Annotated in this window: 21 protein-coding genes and 1 tRNA gene; 13 read left to right on the top strand and 9 right to left on the bottom strand. The window is 68.7% G+C overall.

Features of this window, described 5'->3' with window-relative positions; genetic code table 11:
* Nucleotides 1-10 precede the first annotated feature (10 nt).
* The 8 genes from AC3A3G_RS08715 to flgF all read right to left on the bottom strand — a co-directional run bounded on the left by AC3A3G_RS08715 (nucleotide 11) and on the right by flgF (nucleotide 6,603).
* The gene (locus tag AC3A3G_RS08715; RefSeq protein WP_487487979.1) at nucleotides 11-1,804 is read right to left on the bottom strand and encodes a DUF885 domain-containing protein; all 1,794 of its coding nucleotides are present in this window, start codon (nucleotides 1,802-1,804) and stop codon (nucleotides 11-13) included.
* A 63-nt stretch (nucleotides 1,805-1,867) separates the two neighbouring features.
* Entirely contained in the window at nucleotides 1,868-2,365 is a 498-nt protein-coding gene (locus tag AC3A3G_RS08720; RefSeq protein ID WP_487487980.1) for a hypothetical protein, read from the bottom strand.
* A gap of 8 nt (nucleotides 2,366-2,373) precedes the next feature.
* Nucleotides 2,374-2,877, bottom strand: coding sequence for a hypothetical protein (locus tag AC3A3G_RS08725; RefSeq protein WP_487487981.1), 504 nt, complete (start codon nucleotides 2,875-2,877; stop codon nucleotides 2,374-2,376).
* A 36-nt stretch (nucleotides 2,878-2,913) separates the two neighbouring features.
* On the bottom strand, nucleotides 2,914-3,390 hold the full coding sequence (locus AC3A3G_RS08730; RefSeq protein WP_487487982.1) for a hypothetical protein: 477 nt from the start codon (nucleotides 3,388-3,390) through the stop codon (nucleotides 2,914-2,916).
* A gap of 124 nt (nucleotides 3,391-3,514) precedes the next feature.
* Nucleotides 3,515-4,240 carry a flagellar basal body L-ring protein FlgH gene (gene flgH, locus AC3A3G_RS08735; RefSeq protein ID WP_256968228.1) on the bottom strand — a complete coding sequence of 242 codons (726 nt, stop codon included), beginning with the start codon at nucleotides 4,238-4,240 and terminating at the stop codon, nucleotides 3,515-3,517.
* Nucleotides 4,241-4,251: 11 nt separating this feature from the next.
* On the bottom strand, nucleotides 4,252-5,046 hold the full coding sequence (gene flgA, locus AC3A3G_RS08740; protein ID WP_487487983.1) for a flagellar basal body P-ring formation chaperone FlgA: 795 nt from the start codon (nucleotides 5,044-5,046) through the stop codon (nucleotides 4,252-4,254).
* A gap of 16 nt (nucleotides 5,047-5,062) precedes the next feature.
* Complete coding sequence (gene flgG / locus AC3A3G_RS08745; protein WP_046651706.1) at nucleotides 5,063-5,851, bottom strand: flagellar basal-body rod protein FlgG; 789 nt, start codon at nucleotides 5,849-5,851, stop codon at nucleotides 5,063-5,065.
* Nucleotides 5,852-5,865: 14 nt separating this feature from the next.
* Complete coding sequence (gene flgF / locus AC3A3G_RS08750) at nucleotides 5,866-6,603, bottom strand: flagellar basal-body rod protein FlgF (RefSeq protein ID WP_125902242.1); 738 nt, start codon at nucleotides 6,601-6,603, stop codon at nucleotides 5,866-5,868.
* A 179-nt stretch (nucleotides 6,604-6,782) separates the two neighbouring features.
* Here flgF and AC3A3G_RS08755 point away from each other — a divergent pair, with 179 nt between their 5' ends.
* The 13 genes from AC3A3G_RS08755 (at nucleotide 6,783) to AC3A3G_RS08815 (ending at nucleotide 19,231) form a co-directional block, all read left to right on the top strand.
* Entirely contained in the window at nucleotides 6,783-7,442 is a 660-nt protein-coding gene (locus tag AC3A3G_RS08755; protein WP_487487984.1) for a flagellar basal body-associated FliL family protein, read from the top strand.
* A 2-nt stretch (nucleotides 7,443-7,444) separates the two neighbouring features.
* Nucleotides 7,445-8,515, top strand: a complete 1,071-nt coding sequence (gene fliM / locus AC3A3G_RS08760; protein WP_487487985.1) for a flagellar motor switch protein FliM — start codon at nucleotides 7,445-7,447, stop codon at nucleotides 8,513-8,515.
* Nucleotide 8,516: 1 nt separating this feature from the next.
* Complete coding sequence (locus tag AC3A3G_RS08765; protein WP_412877004.1) at nucleotides 8,517-9,125, top strand: DUF6468 domain-containing protein; 609 nt, start codon at nucleotides 8,517-8,519, stop codon at nucleotides 9,123-9,125.
* A 97-nt stretch (nucleotides 9,126-9,222) separates the two neighbouring features.
* Nucleotides 9,223-10,134 carry a MotE family protein gene (locus tag AC3A3G_RS08770; RefSeq protein WP_487487986.1) on the top strand — a complete coding sequence of 304 codons (912 nt, stop codon included), beginning with the start codon at nucleotides 9,223-9,225 and terminating at the stop codon, nucleotides 10,132-10,134.
* 66 nt (nucleotides 10,135-10,200) lie between these two features.
* The gene (locus AC3A3G_RS08775) at nucleotides 10,201-10,440 is read left to right on the top strand and encodes a DUF3297 family protein (RefSeq protein ID WP_125901558.1); all 240 of its coding nucleotides are present in this window, start codon (nucleotides 10,201-10,203) and stop codon (nucleotides 10,438-10,440) included.
* Between the two features lie 122 nt (nucleotides 10,441-10,562).
* Nucleotides 10,563-11,969, top strand: coding sequence for a M20/M25/M40 family metallo-hydrolase (locus AC3A3G_RS08780; protein WP_200166196.1), 1,407 nt, complete (start codon nucleotides 10,563-10,565; stop codon nucleotides 11,967-11,969).
* A gap of 10 nt (nucleotides 11,970-11,979) precedes the next feature.
* A tRNA-Leu gene (locus tag AC3A3G_RS08785) sits at nucleotides 11,980-12,064 on the top strand.
* Between the two features lie 615 nt (nucleotides 12,065-12,679).
* Nucleotides 12,680-14,374 (top strand): sodium:solute symporter family protein, encoded by a 1,695-nt coding sequence (locus AC3A3G_RS08790; RefSeq protein ID WP_487487987.1) that lies wholly within the window; start codon nucleotides 12,680-12,682, stop codon nucleotides 14,372-14,374.
* Nucleotides 14,375-14,386: 12 nt separating this feature from the next.
* Nucleotides 14,387-14,518, top strand: a complete 132-nt coding sequence (locus AC3A3G_RS08795) for a putative transporter small subunit (RefSeq protein ID WP_218779206.1) — start codon at nucleotides 14,387-14,389, stop codon at nucleotides 14,516-14,518.
* 104 nt (nucleotides 14,519-14,622) lie between these two features.
* Nucleotides 14,623-16,311, top strand: a complete 1,689-nt coding sequence (locus AC3A3G_RS08800; RefSeq protein ID WP_487487988.1) for an alkaline phosphatase family protein — start codon at nucleotides 14,623-14,625, stop codon at nucleotides 16,309-16,311.
* 157 nt (nucleotides 16,312-16,468) lie between these two features.
* Nucleotides 16,469-17,932, top strand: coding sequence for a pyruvate kinase (pyk, locus tag AC3A3G_RS08805; protein ID WP_487487989.1), 1,464 nt, complete (start codon nucleotides 16,469-16,471; stop codon nucleotides 17,930-17,932).
* A gap of 9 nt (nucleotides 17,933-17,941) precedes the next feature.
* Complete coding sequence (locus AC3A3G_RS08810) at nucleotides 17,942-18,982, top strand: DNA adenine methylase (protein ID WP_487487990.1); 1,041 nt, start codon at nucleotides 17,942-17,944, stop codon at nucleotides 18,980-18,982.
* Nucleotides 18,983-19,018: 36 nt separating this feature from the next.
* Nucleotides 19,019-19,231 carry a hypothetical protein gene (locus tag AC3A3G_RS08815; protein WP_368924454.1) on the top strand — a complete coding sequence of 71 codons (213 nt, stop codon included), beginning with the start codon at nucleotides 19,019-19,021 and terminating at the stop codon, nucleotides 19,229-19,231.
* Nucleotides 19,232-19,238: 7 nt separating this feature from the next.
* Here AC3A3G_RS08815 and rnhB read toward each other — a convergent pair whose 3' ends face one another.
* A complete protein-coding gene (rnhB, locus tag AC3A3G_RS08820) occupies nucleotides 19,239-19,889 on the bottom strand; it encodes a ribonuclease HII (protein ID WP_487487991.1) in 651 nt (216 codons plus the stop codon).
* Between the last annotated feature and the right edge of the window lie 282 nt (nucleotides 19,890-20,171).

Raw genomic sequence — 20,171 nt, forward strand, 5'->3', positions numbered from 1 at the left:
GGAGGCTTTCTTACCGGGTCTTGGTTTTCTGTTCGGCGATCCAGCGGTCCATGCGGGCGTCCAGCAGGGCTAGCGGCAAGGCGCCGTCGACCAGCAGGGCGTCGTGGAAGGTCCGCACGTCGAAGCGGTCGCCCAGTTCGCGTTCGGCCTTCTGGCGGATTTCACGCAGGCGGATTTCGCCGATCTTATAGGCCGTGGCCTGGCCGGGATCGCCGATGTAGCGCTGCAGTTCGGTCTCGATGTTGTGCGCGGACAGGGCCGAGTTGTCGCGGAAGCAGGCGCGGGCCTGTTCCTCGCTCCAGCCCAGCCAGTGCAGGCCGGTGTCGGCCACCAGACGACAGGCGCGCCACATCTCATAGCTGAGGCGGCCGAACCGCTCATAGGGCGTGCGGTAGATGCCCATCTCCTCGCCCAGGAACTCGGAATAGAGGCCCCAGCCTTCGCTGAAGGCCGTGACCGAGGCGTCGCGGCGGTAATAGGGCTGGTCCGCGGCTTCCTGCTGCAGGGCGATCTGCAGGTGGTGGCCGGGCACGGCTTCGTGCACCGTCAGGGCGGGCAGTTCATACAGGGGCCGCTGGTCCAGCTTGCCCGTGTTGACGATGTAGCCCCCGGCCACGCCCGTCGCCATCGAGCCTGAGTTGTAGCGGCCGGTGGTGTAGGTCTCCTCCATCTCGATCGGCACCGGACGCACGCCGTAGGGCAGGCGCGGCAGGGTGGCGAACAGCGACGGCAGGCGGTCATCCGAGCGCTTGGCGATCTCGGACGCCTTCTCCAGCAGTTCCTCGCGGGTCTTGGCGTAGAACTGCGGGTCGGTGCGCAGGAAGGTCAGGAAGCCGGCGAAGTCGCCGGTCCACCCGGCGGCGCGCATCTCCGTCTCCATGCGGGCGCGGATGCGGGCGACTTCTTCAACGCCGATCTGATGCACCTGATCGGGCGTCAGATCGGTGGTGGTGTGGCTGCTGACCAGGAAGGCGTAGAGGTCGCGGCCGCCGGGGCGGTGGACCAGGCCCGGCTCCTGCGGGGCCTTGGGCGCGTATTCGTCGCGCAGCAGGTCGCGCCAGGCTGTGCGGCGGGCGGTGATCGGTCCCTCGACCAGGGCGCGGGCGCGGGCGCGGAACTGCTCCTGCTGGGCGGGGGGGATGGAGGCGGGCAGGGCGTTGAACGGACGCAGCAGGACATCGCCCGCCTCCCCAGGTTTCAGGTCGCGCTCGGCCTGGGCCAGGGCGCTGTCGACGACTGAACGGGCCTGAATCAGGCCGGTGTCCAGCCCGCGCCGGGTGTTGGCGATCCCGGCGTCATAATAGGCGGGCGCGGCCTCCAGACGCTTCAGCCAGGCCTCGGCGTCTGCGGCCGTGGCGATGCGCGCAGCGGGCGCCAGATAGGCCAGAAGCTGGCCGGGACCGCCTTCGGAATCAAAGGCCAGACGCGACGGGTCCAGTTCGATCCGCTCCTGTTCGCGGCCGATCAGATAGCCGACGAAGGCGTGGTTCAGGCGGTGGGCGTCGTCCAGCGCGGCCGGGTCGATGGCGTCCAGCTGCGCTTTCAGGGCGTTCAGCGGGGCGCGGCGGGCCAGTTCGCCCGTACGGCTGGCGTCGGGCAGGCGCGACAGGGCGGCGCGGTCGCCGTCCATGCCCGAGCCGATGGGGTCGACCTGGCGCAGATAGGCTTCGTAATCGACCAGCAGGGCGTCCAGCGCGGCGGCGGTCGATGACTGGCCTTGAACGACGGCGGCCTGGGCCGGCAGGGCGGCGGCGCCCGCAAGGCCCGACAGGCCGATACCGGCGGCGAGAAGAAGATGACGCATGAACTAAAGCCCTCCCAAGAACTGTCGGGGAGGGGAGCGGACGTCACCGCTGCGGTCAAGCCTTCAGCGGCACAACGCCAGGAAACGCGCCGCGCGGTCTTCCGAACCCGGCTGGGCGGCCATCATCGCACGCTGGTCCCCGTTCCACACCGCCAGCCAGCCGACGCGACGAAACTGCAGGAAGACGGGGTGGGAGGCGGGCGCCGTGGCGACCAGGTGGACGCCGTCGTGCATGTCGGCTGCCTCGACGCGAGCGGGAAAGGTTTCGGTGTCCCCGCCCGACTCCAGGGTGATGGCGCGACGGTTCGGCGCCTGATCGGCGGCCAGGGACAGGCCGATCTTGCCCGAGCCGGGCGCGCACATGAGACTGAGCGGCACGTCGTCCGACTGGGCCAGGCCGTAGGACAGGCGCGGCTCGTCCGGGTCTTCGTTCAGGAACCAGTCGTAGCCGGCGACGGGCAAGGGCGCGCCGGTCGTGCTCAGAGGGGCGATACTGGGAGCGCAGGCGCCCAGCGTGCTCATGGTGATGAAGGCGGCGGTCAGCCAGCGGGCAGGGCGCATCCTCGTCCTTATCCGGTGCACAGTTCGGCGAAGCGGCGCAGCTTGGACAGATTCGCCCGATCGATCTCGATGGCGGTCGCCTGATCGCCGAGGGCGAGGGTCAGGCGGCCTGAAGCCAGGAAGGCGGCGAAGACGGGATGGTCGGCGCGCAGCGTCGCCTCCAGCCGTCCGCGTCGCGCGCGGGCCTCGACCTCGGCCGAGGCGCTGCCGGAGCGGATGACGGCGAAGCCGTCGGCGCCGGGCGCGTCATGGAAGGCCAGGCGAACGACGCTGGAGCCGGGCGCGCATTCCAGCGTGGTGCGCAGGCGCGGCGTGTCGGGAATCTCATTGGCCAGAACCAGGGGACCGTCGCCGCTGTAGAGGGTCCAGGTCCAGCCCTCGGACGGGCGGGCGGACCGGGCGGGCGATGCGGCCTGGGGCCGCTCTGCGGGCGGATGCGCCCCGGTCTGAGGGGCCGTCTGCACGGCCAAGGAGAGCAACGTGGCCTGAACCAGGCCGAGCATTGAGGTCATGTTTCAGCCCCCGCTGAGGAAGACGGGGGACTGTGGTCAGGCATGTCCCGAAGCGCAATAGCTAAGAAACCCCTGGACCATTCGCCGCTCCGCGCGGGTGGCGGTCAGCTGGCGGTCCCCGGCCTCGGTCTGGACCGTCATGCGGCCGCCGCGCGCCAGGCCGGTCAGGGCCGCGTCGCCGAGCGGCAGGCGCGCCTCGAAGGCCTCGCCGTTCGACAGCGGGTCGATGGGCTGCGGCTCGTGCGAGACCAGGATCAGGCCCGCGCTGCGCGGCTGGACGTCGCCGTAGACCACGGCGGCGCCGTCGCCCGGCGCGCAGGTCAGCATCAGGGCCAGCTGGTCCGAATCCGGCAGACCATAGGCCAGTTTGGCCATCGGCCCCTCGTGCAGCATATGCCAGCCGGCGACGGCCTCGGCGCCGCTGCGGGACGAGGACGGAACATGGGTCGCCGCATGGGCCGCGACCGCGGCCAGGCCGACGACGGCCAGGATGGGAAAGACGGTTTTACGCATGACAAGTTCACTCGCGTTCGACAGATCAAACGCGGGTCGCTTGTTAACGGTTCACGGCTCCGCTGGATCGTGCGCGATTCAGTGATGCGGTGCGGCCGGAAACACACGTTTCGGTGAACGCGGGTCAGAAGGGGCTGAAGCGCTCGACCAGGGACTGGGCGGCGGGCGTCGCCTGCATCCGGCTGATGTCGCCGCGCCCGCCGTAGCTGATGCGCGCTTCGGCGATCTGGCTGTGGCGGATGGTGTTGGCGCTGGAGATGTCCTCGGGCCGGACGATCCCGGCCACGGTCAGCTCGCGCACCTCGCGGTTGGTGCGCACTTCTTGCCGACCCTGGATGACCAGGTTGCCGTTGGGCATGACGGCGGTGACGACGGCGGCCACTGTCAGGTTCACCCGCTCCGAGCGGTTGACGCTGCCCGAACCGTTGGCGTTCACCGCCCCTTCCGTGCCGATCATGTTCGCGGCGTCGAAGCCGCCGGGGAAGGCGCGGCCCAGGCTGTTCTCCAGGCCGAAGAAGTTGGTGACGCCGCCCGAGGCGCTGTTGGTGCGGTTGCGCTGGGTGGTGTTCTGGGTCTGGGCGCGGTCGTTGATGTCGATGGAGACGGTCAGGATGTCGCCGACGCGGCGCGCGCGCTGGTCGCCGAAGAAGCTGCGCGCGCCGGTGCGCCACAGGCTGTTGGCGCTGGCCGAGGTCGGCTCGGGCAGATAGGCCTGCTCGACCGGGACCAGGGCGGCTGGATAGCCGATGGGGGCCAGTTCCGGCCCCTTCACCGCCTCGATGGCGGTGGAGCAGGCGGCCAGGCTGAGGGCTGACAGCGACAGGGCGGCGACGGTGATGGGGCGCATGATGGAACTCTCGCTCAACGGGCGGCGAACTGTTGCGGGTTGCGGCGGGCGATCTGGGCGGCGGGACCGGCGACGGCCCGGCCGGGGGCCACAGCCACGGCGTCGATGGTGCGGTTGGACTGGACGTTCAGGACCGGCACGGCTTCGCCCGCCGAAGCGTTGCGGGTCGCCTTGCCGGTGACGGTCAGTTCGACGCCGTCGTTGATATAGGCGACCTCGACCATGTCGTTGCGGGCGATGACCTGAGGCGAGGCCAGGTCGCGCGGACCGACGGGCGAGCCGGCGCGCAGGGCGCGCTTGGCCTGAAGACCGATCACCGCCTCGGCGTCCTGGGGGCCGCCCGCGGGGGCCAGGTGCGACTGGACCGAGGTCCAGACCACGTCCTCGGGCTGGATTACGTCGCCGGCGGCCAGGCTGCGGGCGTAGGTCAGAACCTCGACGCTGGAGCCCGCTCGGGCGGGCGCGCCGACGCTGGCGGCCGCGGGTCGGGCCGAGGCTTCTGCAGCCAAAACGCCGCTAGAAAGGGCGCTGCCTTCGCGCACCACGATGCGGCGCAGGCCGGTCGGATTGCTCCACTCCAGTCCGGCGCGGCGCGCGGCGATCTGGACCTGGGAGGCTTCCAGCACGGCGGTGGCGCCGGCGCGGCGGCCGACCACGACGTTTGAGGCGGCGCCCGCGTCGTCGAACAGTTCGCCCAGGGTGATGCGGCCGTCGTCGTCGACCGGATCGGGCAGCAGATTGACCGGCCCGGCCCATGCGGGGGCGGCGAATGCGGCGACGGCGGCGGCGAGGATCAGGGCGCGCTTCATGGCTCAGACCTTCCCTTCAGCTCTTCACCTGAGCCGAGACGGACAGCATCTCATCGGCGGTGGTGATGACCTTGGAGTTCATCTCATAGGCGCGCTGGGCGACGATCAGGGCGGTGATCTCGCTGACCGCGTCGACGTTCGAGGCCTCGGTGTAGTGTTGCAGCAGATTGCCGTAGCCGACGTCGCCGGGCGCCCCCACCGTGGCCGGACCCGAGGCCGCCGTCTCCAGCAGCAAGTTGTCGCCGATGGCTTCCAGCCCCGCCTCATTGAAGAAGGTGGCCAGTTCCAGCTGACCCACGACCTGCGGCTCGGTCTGGCCGGCGGTGGTGACCTGAACCTGGCCCGATTTGGAGATGGAGACGTCCAGGGCGTCCTGCGGAATGGCGATGGCCGGTTCGACCGCATAGCCGTCGTCCGTCACCAGCTGGCCTTCGCCGTTGACGGTGAAGTTGCCCGCGCGGGTATAGGCCAGCTCGCCCGAGGGCAGGGTGATCTGGAAGTAGCCCTTGCCCTGAATGGCGATGTCGTAGGTGTTGCCGGTGCGGTTGGGGCTGCCCTGTTCGGTGATGCGATAAACGCTGCCCGCCTTGACGCCCGAGCCGATCTGGATGCCGGTCGGCACCACGGTGCCCTGCGACGAGGACTGGGCCCCCATGCGCTCGACGTTCTGGTACAGCAGATCCTGGAACTCGGCCCGCTGACGCTTGAAGCCGACCGTGTTCATGTTGGCGATGTTGTTGGAGATGACCTCCACGTTCAGCTGCTGGGCGGCCATGCCGGTGGCGGCGGTGCGAAGCGCGCGCATGTCTCAGCTCTCCCTTACGAAACCCGGCCCAGCCGCTCGACGGAGCGGCGTGACAGGTCGTTGGCGTTTTCGATCATCTTGGTGACGCGCTCATAGGCGCGGCTGATCTCGATGAGGTTGGTGATTTCCACGAGGGTGTTGACGTTCGAGCCTTCCAGCATCCCCTGGCGGACCTGGGCGTCGGTGGCGTCCATCGGCTGGGCGTTGGAGGCGTTGCGGTACAGGCCGTCGCCGGACTTCTGCAGCACCGACAGGGCGTCGAAGCGCACCACGGTCAGGCGGCCGACGGGTTGGCCTTCCTGGCTGATCGTGCCGTCGTGGCCGACGCTGGCGGGGCCGCGTTGCGGGTCCAGAACGATCTCGGCGCCGTCGGCCATGACCGGCAGGCCCTGCTTGGTCGTCAGTCGCCCGTCCGGGTCGGTCACGAAGGCGCCGTCGCGGGTATAGGCGGGGCCGTTCGGCGTCTGCACGGTGAAGAAGGCGCCTTCGCCCTCGATACCGAAGTCCAGCTCGCGGCCGGTCTGCTTCAGCGTGCCCTGGCCGAAATCGCGACCCACGCCCTTGTCCAGCACGAAGCTGGCCGAGGGGCGGATATTGTCGTTGCGGGCGCGCTGACCCACTTCGGTCCCGACCATCAGCTGTTCGACCTTGAAGCCGGTGGTGTCGGCGTTGGCGACGTTGTTGGCCACGATGTCCAGCTCGCGGCGAAGCGTCATCTGGCGAGACAGTCCGATATAGGCGGCGTTTTCCACGAGCGGGCTCCTTTCGCCGTTTCCCGTCGCAACGACCGTGCCAACAGGGTTAACGCCCGTGGAATGGGGGTTTGAGCGGTTTCAGCCCCTGCGGCGCCCGGCAGGATTTGCCGATTGTAAACGCCTCGTTAACCAAAACAGGGCCACACCCGGCATGTGAGGATCGGGGCGGCTTACGCATGCTGAAACTGAAGCGGGGCAAGAAGAAGAGCGAAGCGCCGACCGGCGACGACGCGAACCTGCCCGCCGTGAGCGACGGCGCGCCCGGCGCCGAGGGCGAGGACGGCGAAGCCGCGCCCGCCAAGAAGAAGATCCCCCTGCTGTTCATCATCATCCCGGCGGCCCTGGTGGTGCTGGGCGGCGGCGGGGCGACGGCCTTCCTGCTGATGAAGCCCAAGCCCGCCGAGGCGGCGGGCGACCACGCGGCCCCGGCCAAGGAAGAGAAGAAGGGCAAGAAGGAGGGCGGCGGCCACGGCGGCGGAGAAGGCGAGGCGGCGCCCGAGGGCGCGGGCAAGATTGCGGCCGGTCCCGACGGCGTGACCTTCTACACCCTGCCCGACATGATCGTGAACATTCAGTCGGCCGACGGACGCCCGACCTATCTGAAGCTGCGCCTGACGCTGGAGACGAAGGACGCCGCCGTCGCCTCGCACCTTCAGGCCGAGGCCCCGCGCATGCAGGACATGTTCCAGGGCTTCCTGCGCGAACTGCGGCCCGAGGATCTGGCCGGGTCGGCCGGGTCGTATCAGCTGCGCGCCGAGATCCTGCGCCGGGTCAATCTGATCGCCGCGCCGGGCAAGGTCGACGCCGTGCTGATCGAAGAAATGCTGGTGCAGTAGGGATGACCGACGCCCTGGCCCCCGAGACGGAACTGGACCCCTTCGGCGGCGACGCCGACCTGGGCACCGACCTGGGCGCGGGCCTGTCCGAACGGGTGCTGAACCAGGACGAGATCGACAGCCTGCTGGGCTTCGACATGGGCGGCGGGGACGACTCCGAACGCAGCGGCATCCGCGCCATCATCAACTCCGCCCTGGTGTCCTACGAGCGCCTGCCGATGCTCGAGATCGTCTTCGACCGCCTGGTGCGGTTGATGACGACCAGCCTTCGCAACTTCACCTCCGACAACGTCGAGGTCAGCCTCGACACCATCAGCTCGATCCGCTTCGGCGACTATCTGAACTCCATCCCGCTTCCGGCCATTCTGGCCGTGTTCCGGGCCGAGGAGTTGGACAACTACGGCCTGCTGACGGTCGATTCCAACCTGATCTATTCCATCGTCGACGTGCTGCTGGGCGGGCGTCGCGGCACGGCGGCCCTGCGCATCGAGGGGCGGCCCTACACCACCATCGAACGGGTGCTGGTGCAGCGCATGGTCGAGGTCATCCTGAACGACGCCCGCCAGGCGTTCGAGCCCCTGACCCCCGTCCACTTCAACCTGGACCGGCTGGAGACCAATCCCCGCTTCGCCGCCATCGCGCGCCCGGCCAACGCCGCCATCCTGGTCAAGCTGCGCATCGACATGGAAGATCGCGGCGGCCGGGTCGAGCTGCTGCTGCCCTATTCGACGCTGGAGCCCATCCGCAAGATGCTGCTGCAGCAGTTCATGGGCGAGAAGTTCGGTCGCGACAACATCTGGGAAGGCCACCTGGCCACCGAGCTCTGGACCACCGAGACCGAGGTGCGCTGCGTGCTGGACGAGCAGCAGATGCCCCTGTCCAAGGTGCTGGACCTGAAGGTCGGCGACACTCTGATGCTGAACGTCACGCCTGAGTCTGAAGTGTCGGTGCGGGCGGGCTCCATCCCGCTGACCACCGGCCGCATGGGCCGCAAGGGCCAGCACATCGCCGTCCGCGTCGAAGGCCCCATCAGCACCGACGCCGCCGCCCGCCTCGCCAGGGAGAACAGCTGACATGACCGGCATCATCCTCGACTCCATCCTCATGCTGCTGCTGGTCGCGGCCATCGGCTACGGCATCAAGCTGGAGCGCAAGCTCAAGACCCTGCGTGAGGGCCAACTGGCCTTCGCCGCCGCCGTGACCGAGCTGAACAGCGCCGCCGGACGCGCCGAACAGGCCCTGGCCACCCTGCGCGCCTCGGGCCAGGAGACGGACCTGCTGCACGACCGCATCATCAAGGCCCGCGCGGTGAAGCAGGAGCTGGAGGTGCTGATCGCCCGCGCCCCCGCCCGCCCGAGCGACAGCCGCATCGAGACGCGCGACGACGAACGCCGCGCCGCCGCTCGTGCGCCGGTCAGCGCGGAGCCGATGGTCGAACCCGAACCCGCCCGCACCTCTTCGGTCGCGCCCTTGCTGGACGACGAGGCCCGCGCGCGTCGCATGGCCTCGCTGATGGAGCGCATCGAGGGCGCTCGCGCCGTCATGAAGGCGCCGTCGCCGAAGCCCGCCCCCGCCGCAGAGCGCGCCTCGCCGGTGATGCAGGCCCTGGCCGCTAACCATGCTGCGCAACAGAGCCTAAACCGCGCCCGTCGTAGTCTGGACGACGACCTGTTCGCTGCCTGATGTCAGCCCCTATGTCCGAGGCGCGAAGCATCTTTTTTGCCCTATGTCCGACGCGCGGCGCCGGACGACTTGAGGGCGCCTTTCCTGAGTTTGACCGATGAGCAAGCTGCCCCGCCTTCTGCCCCTGATCGCCGTCGCCATCGGCGGCGTCGTGGCCGTGCGCGCCGCGGGCGTGGCGCCGGAGCTGTTCCAGGGCGCCGCCGCCTGGGCTCAGGAAGCGGTCGCGGGGGAGGGCGAGGCGGCCAAGCCTGAGGCCAAGCCCGCCGCCGTCTGCGCCCTGACGTCGGAACAACTGGCTCAGCAGGCGGGCATTTCTCCGGCTGAACTGCGGATCATCCAGTCGCTGTCCAAGCGCCGCGACGCGCTGGACGCGCGCGACGCCGACTTCGCCACCACCCTGCCGCTGATGGTGGCCGCCGAGCAGAAGCTGGACGCCAAGCTGCAGGCGCTGGAGGCCCTCAAGGGCGAGATCAGCGCTCTGGTCGGCCAGGTCGATGAGAAGGAAAAGGCCGAGGCTGACCGTCTGGTCGCCGTCTATTCCGCCATGCGGCCCAAGGAGGCGGCGGCCGTCTTCGCCACTCTGGACGACAGCGTGCGCCTACCCGTCGCCTCGGCCATGCGCCCGCGCACCCTGGCTGCCATCATGGCCCAGATGCAGCCCGCCGCCGCGCGCGAACTGACCGAAAAGCTGGCCAGGCGCTTCCAGGCCCAGCAGTACGCCGCTCGCGCCGCCGCCGCTTCGGCGCCGACAGAAGCCGCGCCCGCTCCGACGCCCGCCGCCCAACCGACGGCCCAGCCTGCAGCCGCGCCCGCGCCGACCCGTGCGGCTCAGCAGACCGCGCCGCGTCGCGCGCCGACGCCTGCCGCCAACCGCCCCGCTGCGCGACCGGCGGCCCAACCCGCCGCCCAGCCTGCGGCCAAGGCGCCGGCGCCCGCCGAGACCGGCCCGCGTCCCTACGCCCCGGCCCCGGCCGACGCCCCGGCCGCCGCGCGTCAGTCGGTGCAATAGGCGAAGGTTGTCGCAAAGGCCTTGCGCGGCTATTCAGCCCGCTTCGATTTTTCGCGAGACCTTTCCATGTCCGACGTCCTGCCTGACCGCCTTTCGGTCGATCCCGACAGCCCCTTCCACAACGCCGAACTGCTGGCGCGTGGCGTGGGCATCCGCTTCAAGGGCGAGGAAAAGACCAACGTCGAGGAATACTGCGTCTCGGAAGGCTGGGTGCGCCTAGCCGTCGGCAACCGCGTCGACCGTCGCGGCAAGGCCCTGACCGTCAAGCTGCAAGGCCCGGTCGAGCCCTTCATCAAGGGCGAGTGATTTAGAGCCTTTGATTTCCGCCCAGCGGCGAAGCTGAGACTTTCGGTCGCAGTCTTCGCCCGCTAGGGTCCGCGCCTGTCGTTTGAGTCTGGGAGGCGCTCTTGTCGTTCACTATCCGTCTGATGGCCGCCGGCGCATTGGCGCTCGGCCTTGTCGCTACGCCGGTTCTGGCGCAGGACGCTCGCGCCATCCGCGCCGCCGAACAGGTGCGCGATCAGGCGCTGAAGGGCAATATCGCCCTCGACTACGTCACCCAGATCACCACCCGCTTCGGCCCGCGCCCGGCGGGCTCGCGCGCCGAGCAGGACGCCTCCGCCTGGGCCGCCGACTACATGCGCGCCCACGGCTTCCAGAACGTCCGCATCGAGCAGTTCCCCCTGATCGGCTGGGAGCGAGGCGAGGAAAGCGTCGAGATTCTGGGCGTACGCCCGCAGAAGCTGGTCGCCGCCGCGCTGGGTCATTCCATCGCCACTCCGGCCGAAGGCGTCGAGGCCGAGGTCGTCTTCTTCGATGGTCTGGACGCCCTGATGGCGGCGCCCGCCGGGTCGCTGAGCGGCAAGATCGCCGTGGTTGACGGCGGCCAGATGGTGCGGATGCAGGACGGCTCGGGCTACGGCCCCCTGTCGCGCATTCGCGGCGTCGGCCCGACCGAGGCGGCCAAGCGCGGGGCGGTCGCCTTCGTCATGCGCTCGGCCGGGTCGGACGAACATCGGATGCCGCATACCGGCACCACCCGCTATGTCGAGGGCAAGGTGCCGCTGCCCGCCTTTGCGCTCAGCGCGCCGGACGCCGATCAGATCGCGCGTCTGGTCGGCATGGGCGAGACGGTGCGCCTGCGTCTGAAGTCCACCGCCCACACCTATGAGACCCACAGCCAGAACGTGATGGGCGACATCGTCGGGGCCTCGCGCCCGAACGAGATCATCGTCCTGGGCTCGCACATGGACAGCTGGGATCTGGGCACCGGCGCCATCGACGACGCCGCGGGCGGCGCCATCACCCTGGCCGCGGCCAAGCTTATCGCCGAGCAGGGCCGACCGGCCCGCACGATCCGCGTGGTGCTGTACGGCTCGGAAGAGGTCGCCCAGCCGACCGACCACGGCAACGGCGGCGGCGCCTATGTCCGCAACATCGGCGCGGCCGTCGAGAAGCACGTCATCGCCGGCGAGAGCGATTTCGGGGCCGATCGCGTCTACGCCCTGGGCCTGCCGCCCGGCTCTCAGAACACCGACTTCGCCAAGATCGCCGAGGGCGTCCTGCGTCCGCTGGGCGTACTGCCGGGCGAGGCCGAGCTGTTCGGCGGGGTCGATATCGGTCCCCTGGCGCGCGCGGGCGTTCCGGTCTTCGGCCTGCGCCAGGACGGCACGCGCTATTTCGACCTGCACCACACCGCCGACGACACCCTGGACAAGATCGATCCGGCCCAGATGACCCAGAACGTCGCCGCCTGGGCGGCCCTGGTGCGCCTGATCGCCGATTCAGATGTGGACTTCCGGGCCGCCCGTGCGGCACAGGAGGCGAAGCGCTGAGGCGCGCGCCGCGAGCGTGGCGAAACTGGTAGACGCAGCAGACTTAAAATCTGCCGACCTTGGTCTTGCGGGTTCGACCCCCGCCGCTCGCACCATCTTCGGCCGGATCTGATCCGGCTGACGCCCTTGCGGGCCTTGGTCCTGTGAGGCCGTTTCCACGCCTGCGTTCCTGAACGCAGGCGTTTTTTGCGTCTGCGGCCAAATGCTGCCTGGGCTCAGAGCCTTTGGCGCGTGCGTCCTTGTCGCCGTCGCATCCCTGCGTTCCGAAATGTGATGTCGATGAATGCAGTTTTCACATTGGTGCGATTTCTGTATCGGAGATGGGTAATCGCTGACTCTAAAGTATAGATTGTTATGAATATCATTTCAGTCGACTTTCTTCGTCATCAATATCGTATGTGATAATTGAGATTCGAATCTCTTTCGTTTGGTTGAAATTGACCTGAATTTTGTCAAGTCTATCGCGCTGCACAAAAACTTTATCTCAGCTTCGCTGTTGATGTATTAGGCTGTCTCGTCGCGGCTTGAGGGGTTGAGCCGCGCTGGCGCGTCCGATGCGCCGTTCATTGCGCCTGGCTCTCGTGTCGGGCGCCAAGGCAACCGTGACATCTCGTCTGTCTGCGCCGCTGTGCGCGGCGGCGTTCTTGCGGCTGCGCGGATGGCGGGCAGGGGGCTCGCCGGACGATAGAGAGACAGGAGCGCAGGCGCGCGTGGACGACGTACGACTTCAACAACTGGGCGGGCCGCTGACGATCGGCCTGCTGGTGCTGTTCTTCGGCCTGACCATGCTGATCTCGCTGCGGATCAGCCGACGTAAGGAAAACGCCGACGCCTATATGACGGCCGGGAACGGCATCGGTCTGGGCGTCTCGGCCGCCTCGATGACGGCGACCTGGATCTGGGCGGCGTCGATGTACGCCTCGGCCACCTCGGGCTACGTCTACGGCATATCGGGGCCGATCCACTATGGGCTGTGGGGGGCGCTGATGATCCTGTTCATCTACCCTTACGGCCGCCGCATCCGCGCCGTGGCGCCGCGCGCCCACACCCTGGCCGAGGTCATGTACGCCCGGCACGGCCGGTCCAGTCAACTGATGCTGGCGGGCTCCAACGTCCTGGGCAGCGTCATCAGCCTGACCTCCAACTTCATCGCCGGGGGCGCGCTGATCTCCATGCTGACGCCGTTCAGCTTCAGCCAGGGCGTCGTCGTCATCGCCGGGGGCGTGCTGTTGTATACGCTGTGGTCGGGGTTCCGGGCCTCGGTGCTGACGGACTTCATCCAGGTGTGCGCCATGCTGGGCGCTGTGGTCGTGGTCATTCCGGCCATCTTCTTCGCCATGGGCGGGCCCAGCGTCTTCGTCGAGGGCGCGTCCAACCTGACGCCGCAGCAGACCAGCTTCTTCTCGTCCGACGCCTTCCTGAATCAGGGGGCGCCCTATATCGCCGCCGTCCTGGCCTACGCCATCGGCAACCAGACCATCGCCCAGCGTCTGTTCGCCGTGCGCGAAGACCTGATCCGGCCGACCTTCATCACCGCCACGGTCGGCTATGGTGCGACCATCATCGGCATCGGCATGCTGGGGGTCGTGGCCCTGTACGCCGGGATCAATCCGATGGAGGGCGACCTCAACAATCTGATCCCGCAACTGGCCGGAACCTATTTCGGGCCGGTGCTGCTGAGCGTCTTCTTCATCATGATCATCGGCTCGCTGGCCTCGACGGCGGACTCCGACCTGTCGGCCCTGTCGTCGATCATGATGGCCGACATCTATGGCAGGGCGGGCAAGCGCAAGGCTGATCCGCGCCTGATGCTGACCATCGGGCGGGCCACCATGGTCATCGCCACCGGGACGGCTCTCTATTTCGCCGGGGCGCGGATGAACATCCTGGACCTGCTGGTGCTGGTCGGCGCCATCTGGGGCGCGCTGGTCTTCCCCGTCATCGCCAGCTTCTACTGGGAGAAGGTGACCAACAAGGCCTTCACCGTCTCGGTTCTGGCGGCGCTGGCGATCTTCTTCCCGGTGCGGTTCGGCTGGATTCCGATGGACGGCGCCGTCGGCTACGTCTTTGACGCGGTCGCCGTGGTCGGGGTGGGCGTGGTTGCGGGCCTGATGGTGTTCGGCTTCTTCGGCGCTCGGCCCGCGCGGATCGTCGGGGTGGCGGCGGCCCTGCTCGTCGCGCCTTTCGCTATCGGCTTCCTGCATGACTACGCCGTGCTCAGCGGTTCGCTGATCGCCTATGCCGTCAGCACCGTGGTCTGCACCGTCCTGTCCCTGTCCAACCGGACCGGCTTCGACTTCTCGCGCATCGCCCGCATGACCGGCGACTTCGACGAGACCGAGGCTGACACCGTCGCCGCGCCCGCCTTGGCCCGGACAGGCTCGCAACTTCCTCAATCCCGCTGATCGGAGATCGCCATGACCCCCTTCTGGCTTACCGTCTATGTCCTGATGTGGCCCGTCATCGTCGCGGGCGTGCTGGCCTTCATCGCCCGCGCCTTCTTCCGGGAGTGGCTGGACGCGCATCGACGCGGCGAGCCGATGATCTGACGTCGGAGGGCCCTGCGGCCTCCTTTTCATAGCTGCGCTGTCTTGGCCCCGTCATGGCGGCGGCGTAGGGATTTGACGACTTTCTGCTTCGCTTGGTGTTCCCGATGATCCGCAGCCGCCTTCTCGCCTCCGCCCTGGGCCTGACCCTGGGCCTCGTCGCCCTGAGCGGAGCCGCGCAGGCGACGGAGGCGACGGCCCCCGCAGCGGCGCCCGCGACTGAACGGGCCTCGCCCTCGTTGATCGTCACCGTGGTGGTCGACCAGTTGAGCGCCAATCTGTTCAACCAGTACCGCAGCCAGTTCACCGGCGGGCTGAAGACCCTGGCCGATCAGGGCATGGTCTCGATCAACGGCTATCAGACCCATGGCGTGACCGTGACCTGCGCCGGTCACTCGACCGTCCTCACCGGCGCCCATCCGGCGCGCAGCGGCATCCCGGCCAACGACTGGATCGATACGACGACGGGCCAGGAAACCTATTGCCTGGCCGCGCCGCAGAACACCCTGGCCCACGGCAAGAACACCGACAACGGCCCGGTCGGCCCCGGCCAGCTGAGCGCCTCGACCCTGGGCGACTGGCTGAAGGCCGTCAGCCCTGAAAGCCGCGTCTACGGCGTGTCGGGCAAGGATCGCGGCGCCATCAACTTGGCCGGGCACAAGGGCGACGGCGCCTTCTGGCTGACCGACAACTTCGGCTTCACCACCTATGTCGAGCCGGGCCAGTCGGCCGAGGCGCGTCTGGCCCCGGTGGCGGCCCTGAACGCCCGGATGATCGACCGCTTCACCCGCCAGGCGCCCAGCTGGACCTATTCCAACGCCGCCTGCCGCCGTCTGGAAGGGCAGTGGACCATCGCGGGCCAGACCTTCGACTCCAAGGTGCCGCCGGCCAACTTCCGCCTCGATAACTCGCCGATCCTGGACGAGCTGACTATCGAAGGCGCGATCGAGCTGATGGACAGCCGGCAACTGGGCCGTCGCGGCGTCACGGACATGCTGGGCGTCAGCCTGTCGGCCACGGACCGCATCGGCCACAGCTACGGCACCCAGGGGCCCGAGATGTGTGAGCAGATGCTGCGCCTCGATGCGGCCTTGGGCGCCTTCCTGGACAAGCTGTCGACCGTTCCGGGCGGCGCCATCGTGGTGCTGACGGCCGATCACGGCGGCTCGGACTTCCCCGAGCGTTCGGCCGTCGAGGGCTATCCTCATGCGGGCCGGGTGGATCGCGCCCTGCAGCCGCGCGTCAACGCCGCGCTGAAGGCCCGCTTCGGTCTGGACGCCGATCCCGTGGTGTCGTCGGCGGGCGGCTTCGTCATCGTCGACAAGGACCGCAAATCCCTGCCCGAACCGCTGCGTTCGCAGGTGCTTGCCGCCGCGATCGAACTGCTGAACGCCGAGCCACAGGTGGCCCTGGCCGTCGCCCGCGACGAACTGCTGGCCGAGCCTGTGCCGAACTCGATCAACCCCGAAGACCTGAGCGTGCGCGAGCGCCTGCGCCTGTCGGCGGTGGCGGGCCGCTCGCCCGACATCCTGCGCGCCTGGCAGCCGGGCCTGACCGGCCAGGGCCGCGTCGGCGGCGCCATCTCCAGCCACGGCTCGCCCTGGGATTACGACCGCCGCGTGCCGATCGTCTTCTGGTGGCCGGGCGCCGAGGGCCAGGAGCGCTTCCTGCCCATGCGCACCATCGACATCGCCCCGACCCTGGCCAATCTGATCGGCGTCACGCCGGACGCCCCGATCGACGGCCGCTGCATGGACTTGCCGCAGTTCGCCAAGGGCCGCTGCGAGACGAAATAAGGCGGCCGCCGCCATAACTTCGTGTTTCGCGGCCATAAACTCGTGTTTCCATGCCGGGAGGCGGCCTTACGCCTCCCGCATTTCATTGGCACAAGAGACTGAGAAGCGCTTCTGAGGGGAGGCGCCGGCCGTCAGAGCCATCAGAGGAAACCCGTTCATGCAAAGAGCCCGCCGCGCGCGCATCGTCGCGACCCTTGGACCCGCCAGTCGCGCGCCGGGAACGGTCAAGGCGCTGGCTCAGGCCGGGGTGGACGTCTTTCGCCTGAACTTCAGCCATGGTTCCCACGACGATCACGCCGCCGCCTTCAAGGCCGTGCGCGGGGCCGAGATGGCGCTGAAGCGGCCGTTGGGCATACTGGCCGACCTGCAAGGCCCGAAGCTGCGGCTGGGCCGCTTCGCTGATGTCGAGATCGAGGTGAAGCCGGGCCACCAGATGCGCTTCGACCTGAACCCGGCGCTGGGCGACGAGAAACGGGTGCAGATGCCGCATCCGGAAATCCTCAAGTCCCTGCGTCCGGGCGTGTTGCTGCTGCTGGACGACGGCCGGGTGCGGCTGCGCGTGGGCGATCGCACCGACGAATGGTGCGACGTCACGGTCGAGAGCGGCTCCAAGCTGTCCGACCGCAAGGGGGTGGCCGTGCCCGAGGCGGTCATTCCGGTGTCGGCCCTGACGCCCAAGGATCGCGAGGATCTGGCCTTCGCGCTTCGTCTCGGCGTCGACTGGGTGGCCCTCAGCTTCGTACAGAAGGCCGAGGACATGGCCGAGTTGAAGAGCATCGTGAACGGTCAGGCCGCCTGCCTGGCCAAGATCGAAAAGCCTCAGGCCCTGAACGACCTGGAGAGCATTCTCGACTACTGCGACGGCGTCATGGTCGCGCGCGGCGATCTGGGTGTCGAGATGGACCCCGAAGAGGTGCCGGTCGCCCAGAAGAAGATCCTGCGCGCCGCCCGTCAGCGCGGCGTCCCCGCCATCGTCGCGACGCAGATGCTGGAGTCGATGACCAGCGCCCCGGCGCCGACCCGCGCCGAGGCCTCCGACGTGGCCAACGCCGTCTATGAGGGCGCCGACGCCCTGATGCTGTCGGCAGAGACGGCGGCGGGCGACTATCCGCTGGAAGCCGTCGCCATCATGAACCGCATCATGGAGCGGGTGGAGCGCGACCCCCTGTGGCCGGGCCTGATGGACGCCGAACACGCGGGCATGGACATCGACGACGTCGACGCCCTGGTCGCGGCGGCGAGGAAGGCGGCCGAGGCGTCCTCGACCGCCTGCATGGTGGTGTTCACCACCCTGGGCGGCACGGCGCGGCGGATGTCGCGCGAGCGGCCGCTGCAGCCGGTCCTGGCGCTGACGCCCAAGCCCGAGACGGCGCGTCGCCTGGCCCTGGTCTGGGGGCTGGAGCCGCGTCTGGGCGAACAGCCGACCTCGCTGGAAGGCCTGACCGACGATGCGGTCGAGGCCGCCATGCTCTACGGCCTGGCCGAGCCGGGGCAGCGCATCCTGATCCTGGCCGGAACGCCCTTCGGCGCGCCGGGGGCCGCGAATCTGTTGCGTCTGGCCCATGCTCCGGCCCATGCTGCCCCCCGGCAACACGGGGCGAAGCGCGCCCGCAAAACCTGACGGGGCGGAATGATCAAATACATCGGCTCAAAGCGCGCGCTTCTGGGCCAGGTGATCGGCGCGGTGCGGGCGGCTCAGCCGCAGGGCGGGACGGTCTGCGACCTGTTCTCCGGCACCGCGCGCGTGGGTCATGCGCTGAAGCGCGAGGGGTTCCGCGTCTGGTCCAATGATCACAACGCCTACGCCCATGCGCTCGCCACCGCCTATGTCCAGGCCGACCGCGAGGTCTGGGCCGAACGGGCTGAGGCGGTGCTGGCCGAACTGCGCGCCGTGGCGCCCGCGCCCGGCTGGTTCACCCGCACCTATTGTGAGGAAGCCCGCTTCTTCCACCCCGACAACGGCGCCCGCATCGACGCCATGCGCGAGCGCATCGAGGTCATGGGGCTGGAGCCGGAGCTGAAGGCGGTCGTCCTGGTCGCCCTGATGGAGTCGGCCGACCGGGTGGATTCCACGGCGGGTCTGCAGATGGCCTTCATGAAGCAGTGGGCGCCGCGCGCGCTGAAGCCGCTGGAGCTGCGCCTGCCGGACTTGCTGCCCGGCGTGGCGGCGGGCTCGTGCGTGGCAACGCACGGCGATGCGGTCGAGATCGCCGCCGAGGTCGAGGCCGACCTCGTCTATCTGGACCCGCCCTATAACCAGCACTCCTACCTCGGCAACTATCACTGTTGGGAAAGCCTGGTGCTGTGGGACAAGCCGGAAACCTATGGCGTGGCGCGTAAGCGGGTGGACGTGAAGACCCGCAAGTCCGCCTTCAACAGCCGCCCCGGCATCGGCCCGGCCCTGCAGACCGTCATCGAGCGGCTGAGGGCGCCGAACCTGATCGTCAGCTTCAACGACGAGGGCTATCTGAACCGCGACGAGCTGACGGCCATGCTGTCGGCGCGCGGCCATGTTCAGGTGGTCGAGATCCCGCGCCCCCGCTACGTCGGCGCCCGCATCGGCATCCATAACCTGAAGGGCCAGAAGGTCGGCTCCATCGGGCGGCTGAGGAATGTGGAATATCTGTTCGTGGTCACGGATCGGCCGATCGAACTGCCGGTCGCCGCCTGACGGGAACGAAAGCCGGGCGCACGCCGTTTGTGCCGTATGCGTACGCTTTCCAGTCTTCCTCCCCCCGCTTCCCGCTTTGACGTCCGTGGTTTTGACGCTGCGCGTTTCGACGCCCAGCGTCAGGCCGCGCGTCCGGCCCGGACGTCACTGCGGCGCGGGCGCGGGTTGGACGGCTGGACCATCCTGCTGATCGGCGCGATCGCGGCGGGTCTGATGGGAATGCTGCTGGGCGGCGCCCTGTCCGTCTGATTTTCGCTTAGGCGGCGTCCAGCAGGGCCTTGATCGGCGCCCAGCTGCGCCGGTGTTCGGGGCAGGGGCCCAGCGTCTGCAGGGCCTTCTGGTGGATAGGAGCGTTATAGCCCTTGTGGCTGGCGAAACCGTAGCCCGGATAGGTCGCATCCATCTCGATCATCAGCCGATCGCGCGCCGTCTTGGCCAGGATCGACGCCGCCGCGATCGACAGCGACCGGCTGTCCCCCTTGACCACGGGCGTCACCGCGCACGGCAGCTTGAAGCGATAGTTGCCGTCCACCAGGGCGTGAACCGGCGGATGGGCCAAGGCCTCGACCGCCCGACGCATGGCCAGGCCGGTGGCGTGAAGGATGTTCAGCTCGTCGATCTCCTCCACCGAGGCGAAGCCGACGCCCCAGGCCAGGGCGCGGCTCTTGATGAGCGGCTCCAGCGCCGCGCGGCGCTTCTCCGTCAGGGCCTTGGAGTCGTCGATGCCCGGCGGCAGGTCGTCCGGGTTCAGGATCACCGCCGCCGCCGATACCGGCCCCGCCCAGGGACCGCGCCCGGCTTCATCGACTCCGCACACATGACCGTTCCAGGTCGCGCGCGCCTCAAGCTCCAGCATAAGTGTGGGGAAGAGGCGGTCGGTCTTGGCGGTAGCGGTGCGGGCGAGCATCAGGCGTCAGTGCCACGAACCGGAGCATGGGGGAAGGCTGCCGTCTGGCCAGTTGTGTTGTGAGAAGCGGCTGTGCCGAGTGTCTGTTATGGGTGGGAACCTGCCCTTCTAGCGGAAGCGCCGGAAGAACCTGTGGGCCGCATAAAAGACTCCGGCACTGAGGGCAAAGGCTGCCGCTCCGGCGAAGAACCAGAATGGATTTCCGCTTACTTCGGCACCGGGAAAAAAGCTGGCCAGAAATGCGATTAAGCAAACAATCGCGGCAAGCATGGATAGTCCGGC

The organism is Brevundimonas sp. Soil_N_31 (assembly GCF_057655995.1).

Excerpts from the sequence above, each read along its gene's own strand:
- AC3A3G_RS08715 (WP_487487979.1), bottom strand. The coding sequence starts at position 1,804 with ATGCGTCATCTTCTTCTCGCCGCCGGTATCGGCCTGTCGGGCCTTGCG.
- AC3A3G_RS08720 (WP_487487980.1), bottom strand. The coding sequence starts at position 2,365 with ATGCGCCCTGCCCGCTGGCTGACCGCCGCCTTCATCACCATGAGCACG.
- AC3A3G_RS08725 (WP_487487981.1), bottom strand. The coding sequence starts at position 2,877 with ATGACCTCAATGCTCGGCCTGGTTCAGGCCACGTTGCTCTCCTTGGCC.
- AC3A3G_RS08730 (WP_487487982.1), bottom strand. The coding sequence starts at position 3,390 with ATGCGTAAAACCGTCTTTCCCATCCTGGCCGTCGTCGGCCTGGCCGCG.
- flgA (WP_487487983.1), bottom strand. The coding sequence starts at position 5,046 with ATGAAGCGCGCCCTGATCCTCGCCGCCGCCGTCGCCGCATTCGCCGCC.
- flgG (WP_046651706.1), bottom strand. The coding sequence starts at position 5,851 with ATGCGCGCGCTTCGCACCGCCGCCACCGGCATGGCCGCCCAGCAGCTG.
- AC3A3G_RS08755 (WP_487487984.1), top strand. The coding sequence starts at position 6,783 with ATGCTGAAACTGAAGCGGGGCAAGAAGAAGAGCGAAGCGCCGACCGGC.
- fliM (WP_487487985.1), top strand. The coding sequence starts at position 7,445 with ATGACCGACGCCCTGGCCCCCGAGACGGAACTGGACCCCTTCGGCGGC.
- AC3A3G_RS08765 (WP_412877004.1), top strand. The coding sequence starts at position 8,517 with ATGACCGGCATCATCCTCGACTCCATCCTCATGCTGCTGCTGGTCGCG.
- AC3A3G_RS08770 (WP_487487986.1), top strand. The coding sequence starts at position 9,223 with ATGAGCAAGCTGCCCCGCCTTCTGCCCCTGATCGCCGTCGCCATCGGC.
- AC3A3G_RS08775 (WP_125901558.1), top strand. The coding sequence starts at position 10,201 with ATGTCCGACGTCCTGCCTGACCGCCTTTCGGTCGATCCCGACAGCCCC.
- AC3A3G_RS08780 (WP_200166196.1), top strand. The coding sequence starts at position 10,563 with ATGGCCGCCGGCGCATTGGCGCTCGGCCTTGTCGCTACGCCGGTTCTG.
- AC3A3G_RS08795 (WP_218779206.1), top strand. The coding sequence starts at position 14,387 with ATGACCCCCTTCTGGCTTACCGTCTATGTCCTGATGTGGCCCGTCATC.
- AC3A3G_RS08800 (WP_487487988.1), top strand. The coding sequence starts at position 14,623 with ATGATCCGCAGCCGCCTTCTCGCCTCCGCCCTGGGCCTGACCCTGGGC.
- pyk (WP_487487989.1), top strand. The coding sequence starts at position 16,469 with ATGCAAAGAGCCCGCCGCGCGCGCATCGTCGCGACCCTTGGACCCGCC.
- AC3A3G_RS08810 (WP_487487990.1), top strand. The coding sequence starts at position 17,942 with ATGATCAAATACATCGGCTCAAAGCGCGCGCTTCTGGGCCAGGTGATC.
- AC3A3G_RS08815 (WP_368924454.1), top strand. The coding sequence starts at position 19,019 with ATGCGTACGCTTTCCAGTCTTCCTCCCCCCGCTTCCCGCTTTGACGTC.
- rnhB (WP_487487991.1), bottom strand. The coding sequence starts at position 19,889 with ATGCTCGCCCGCACCGCTACCGCCAAGACCGACCGCCTCTTCCCCACA.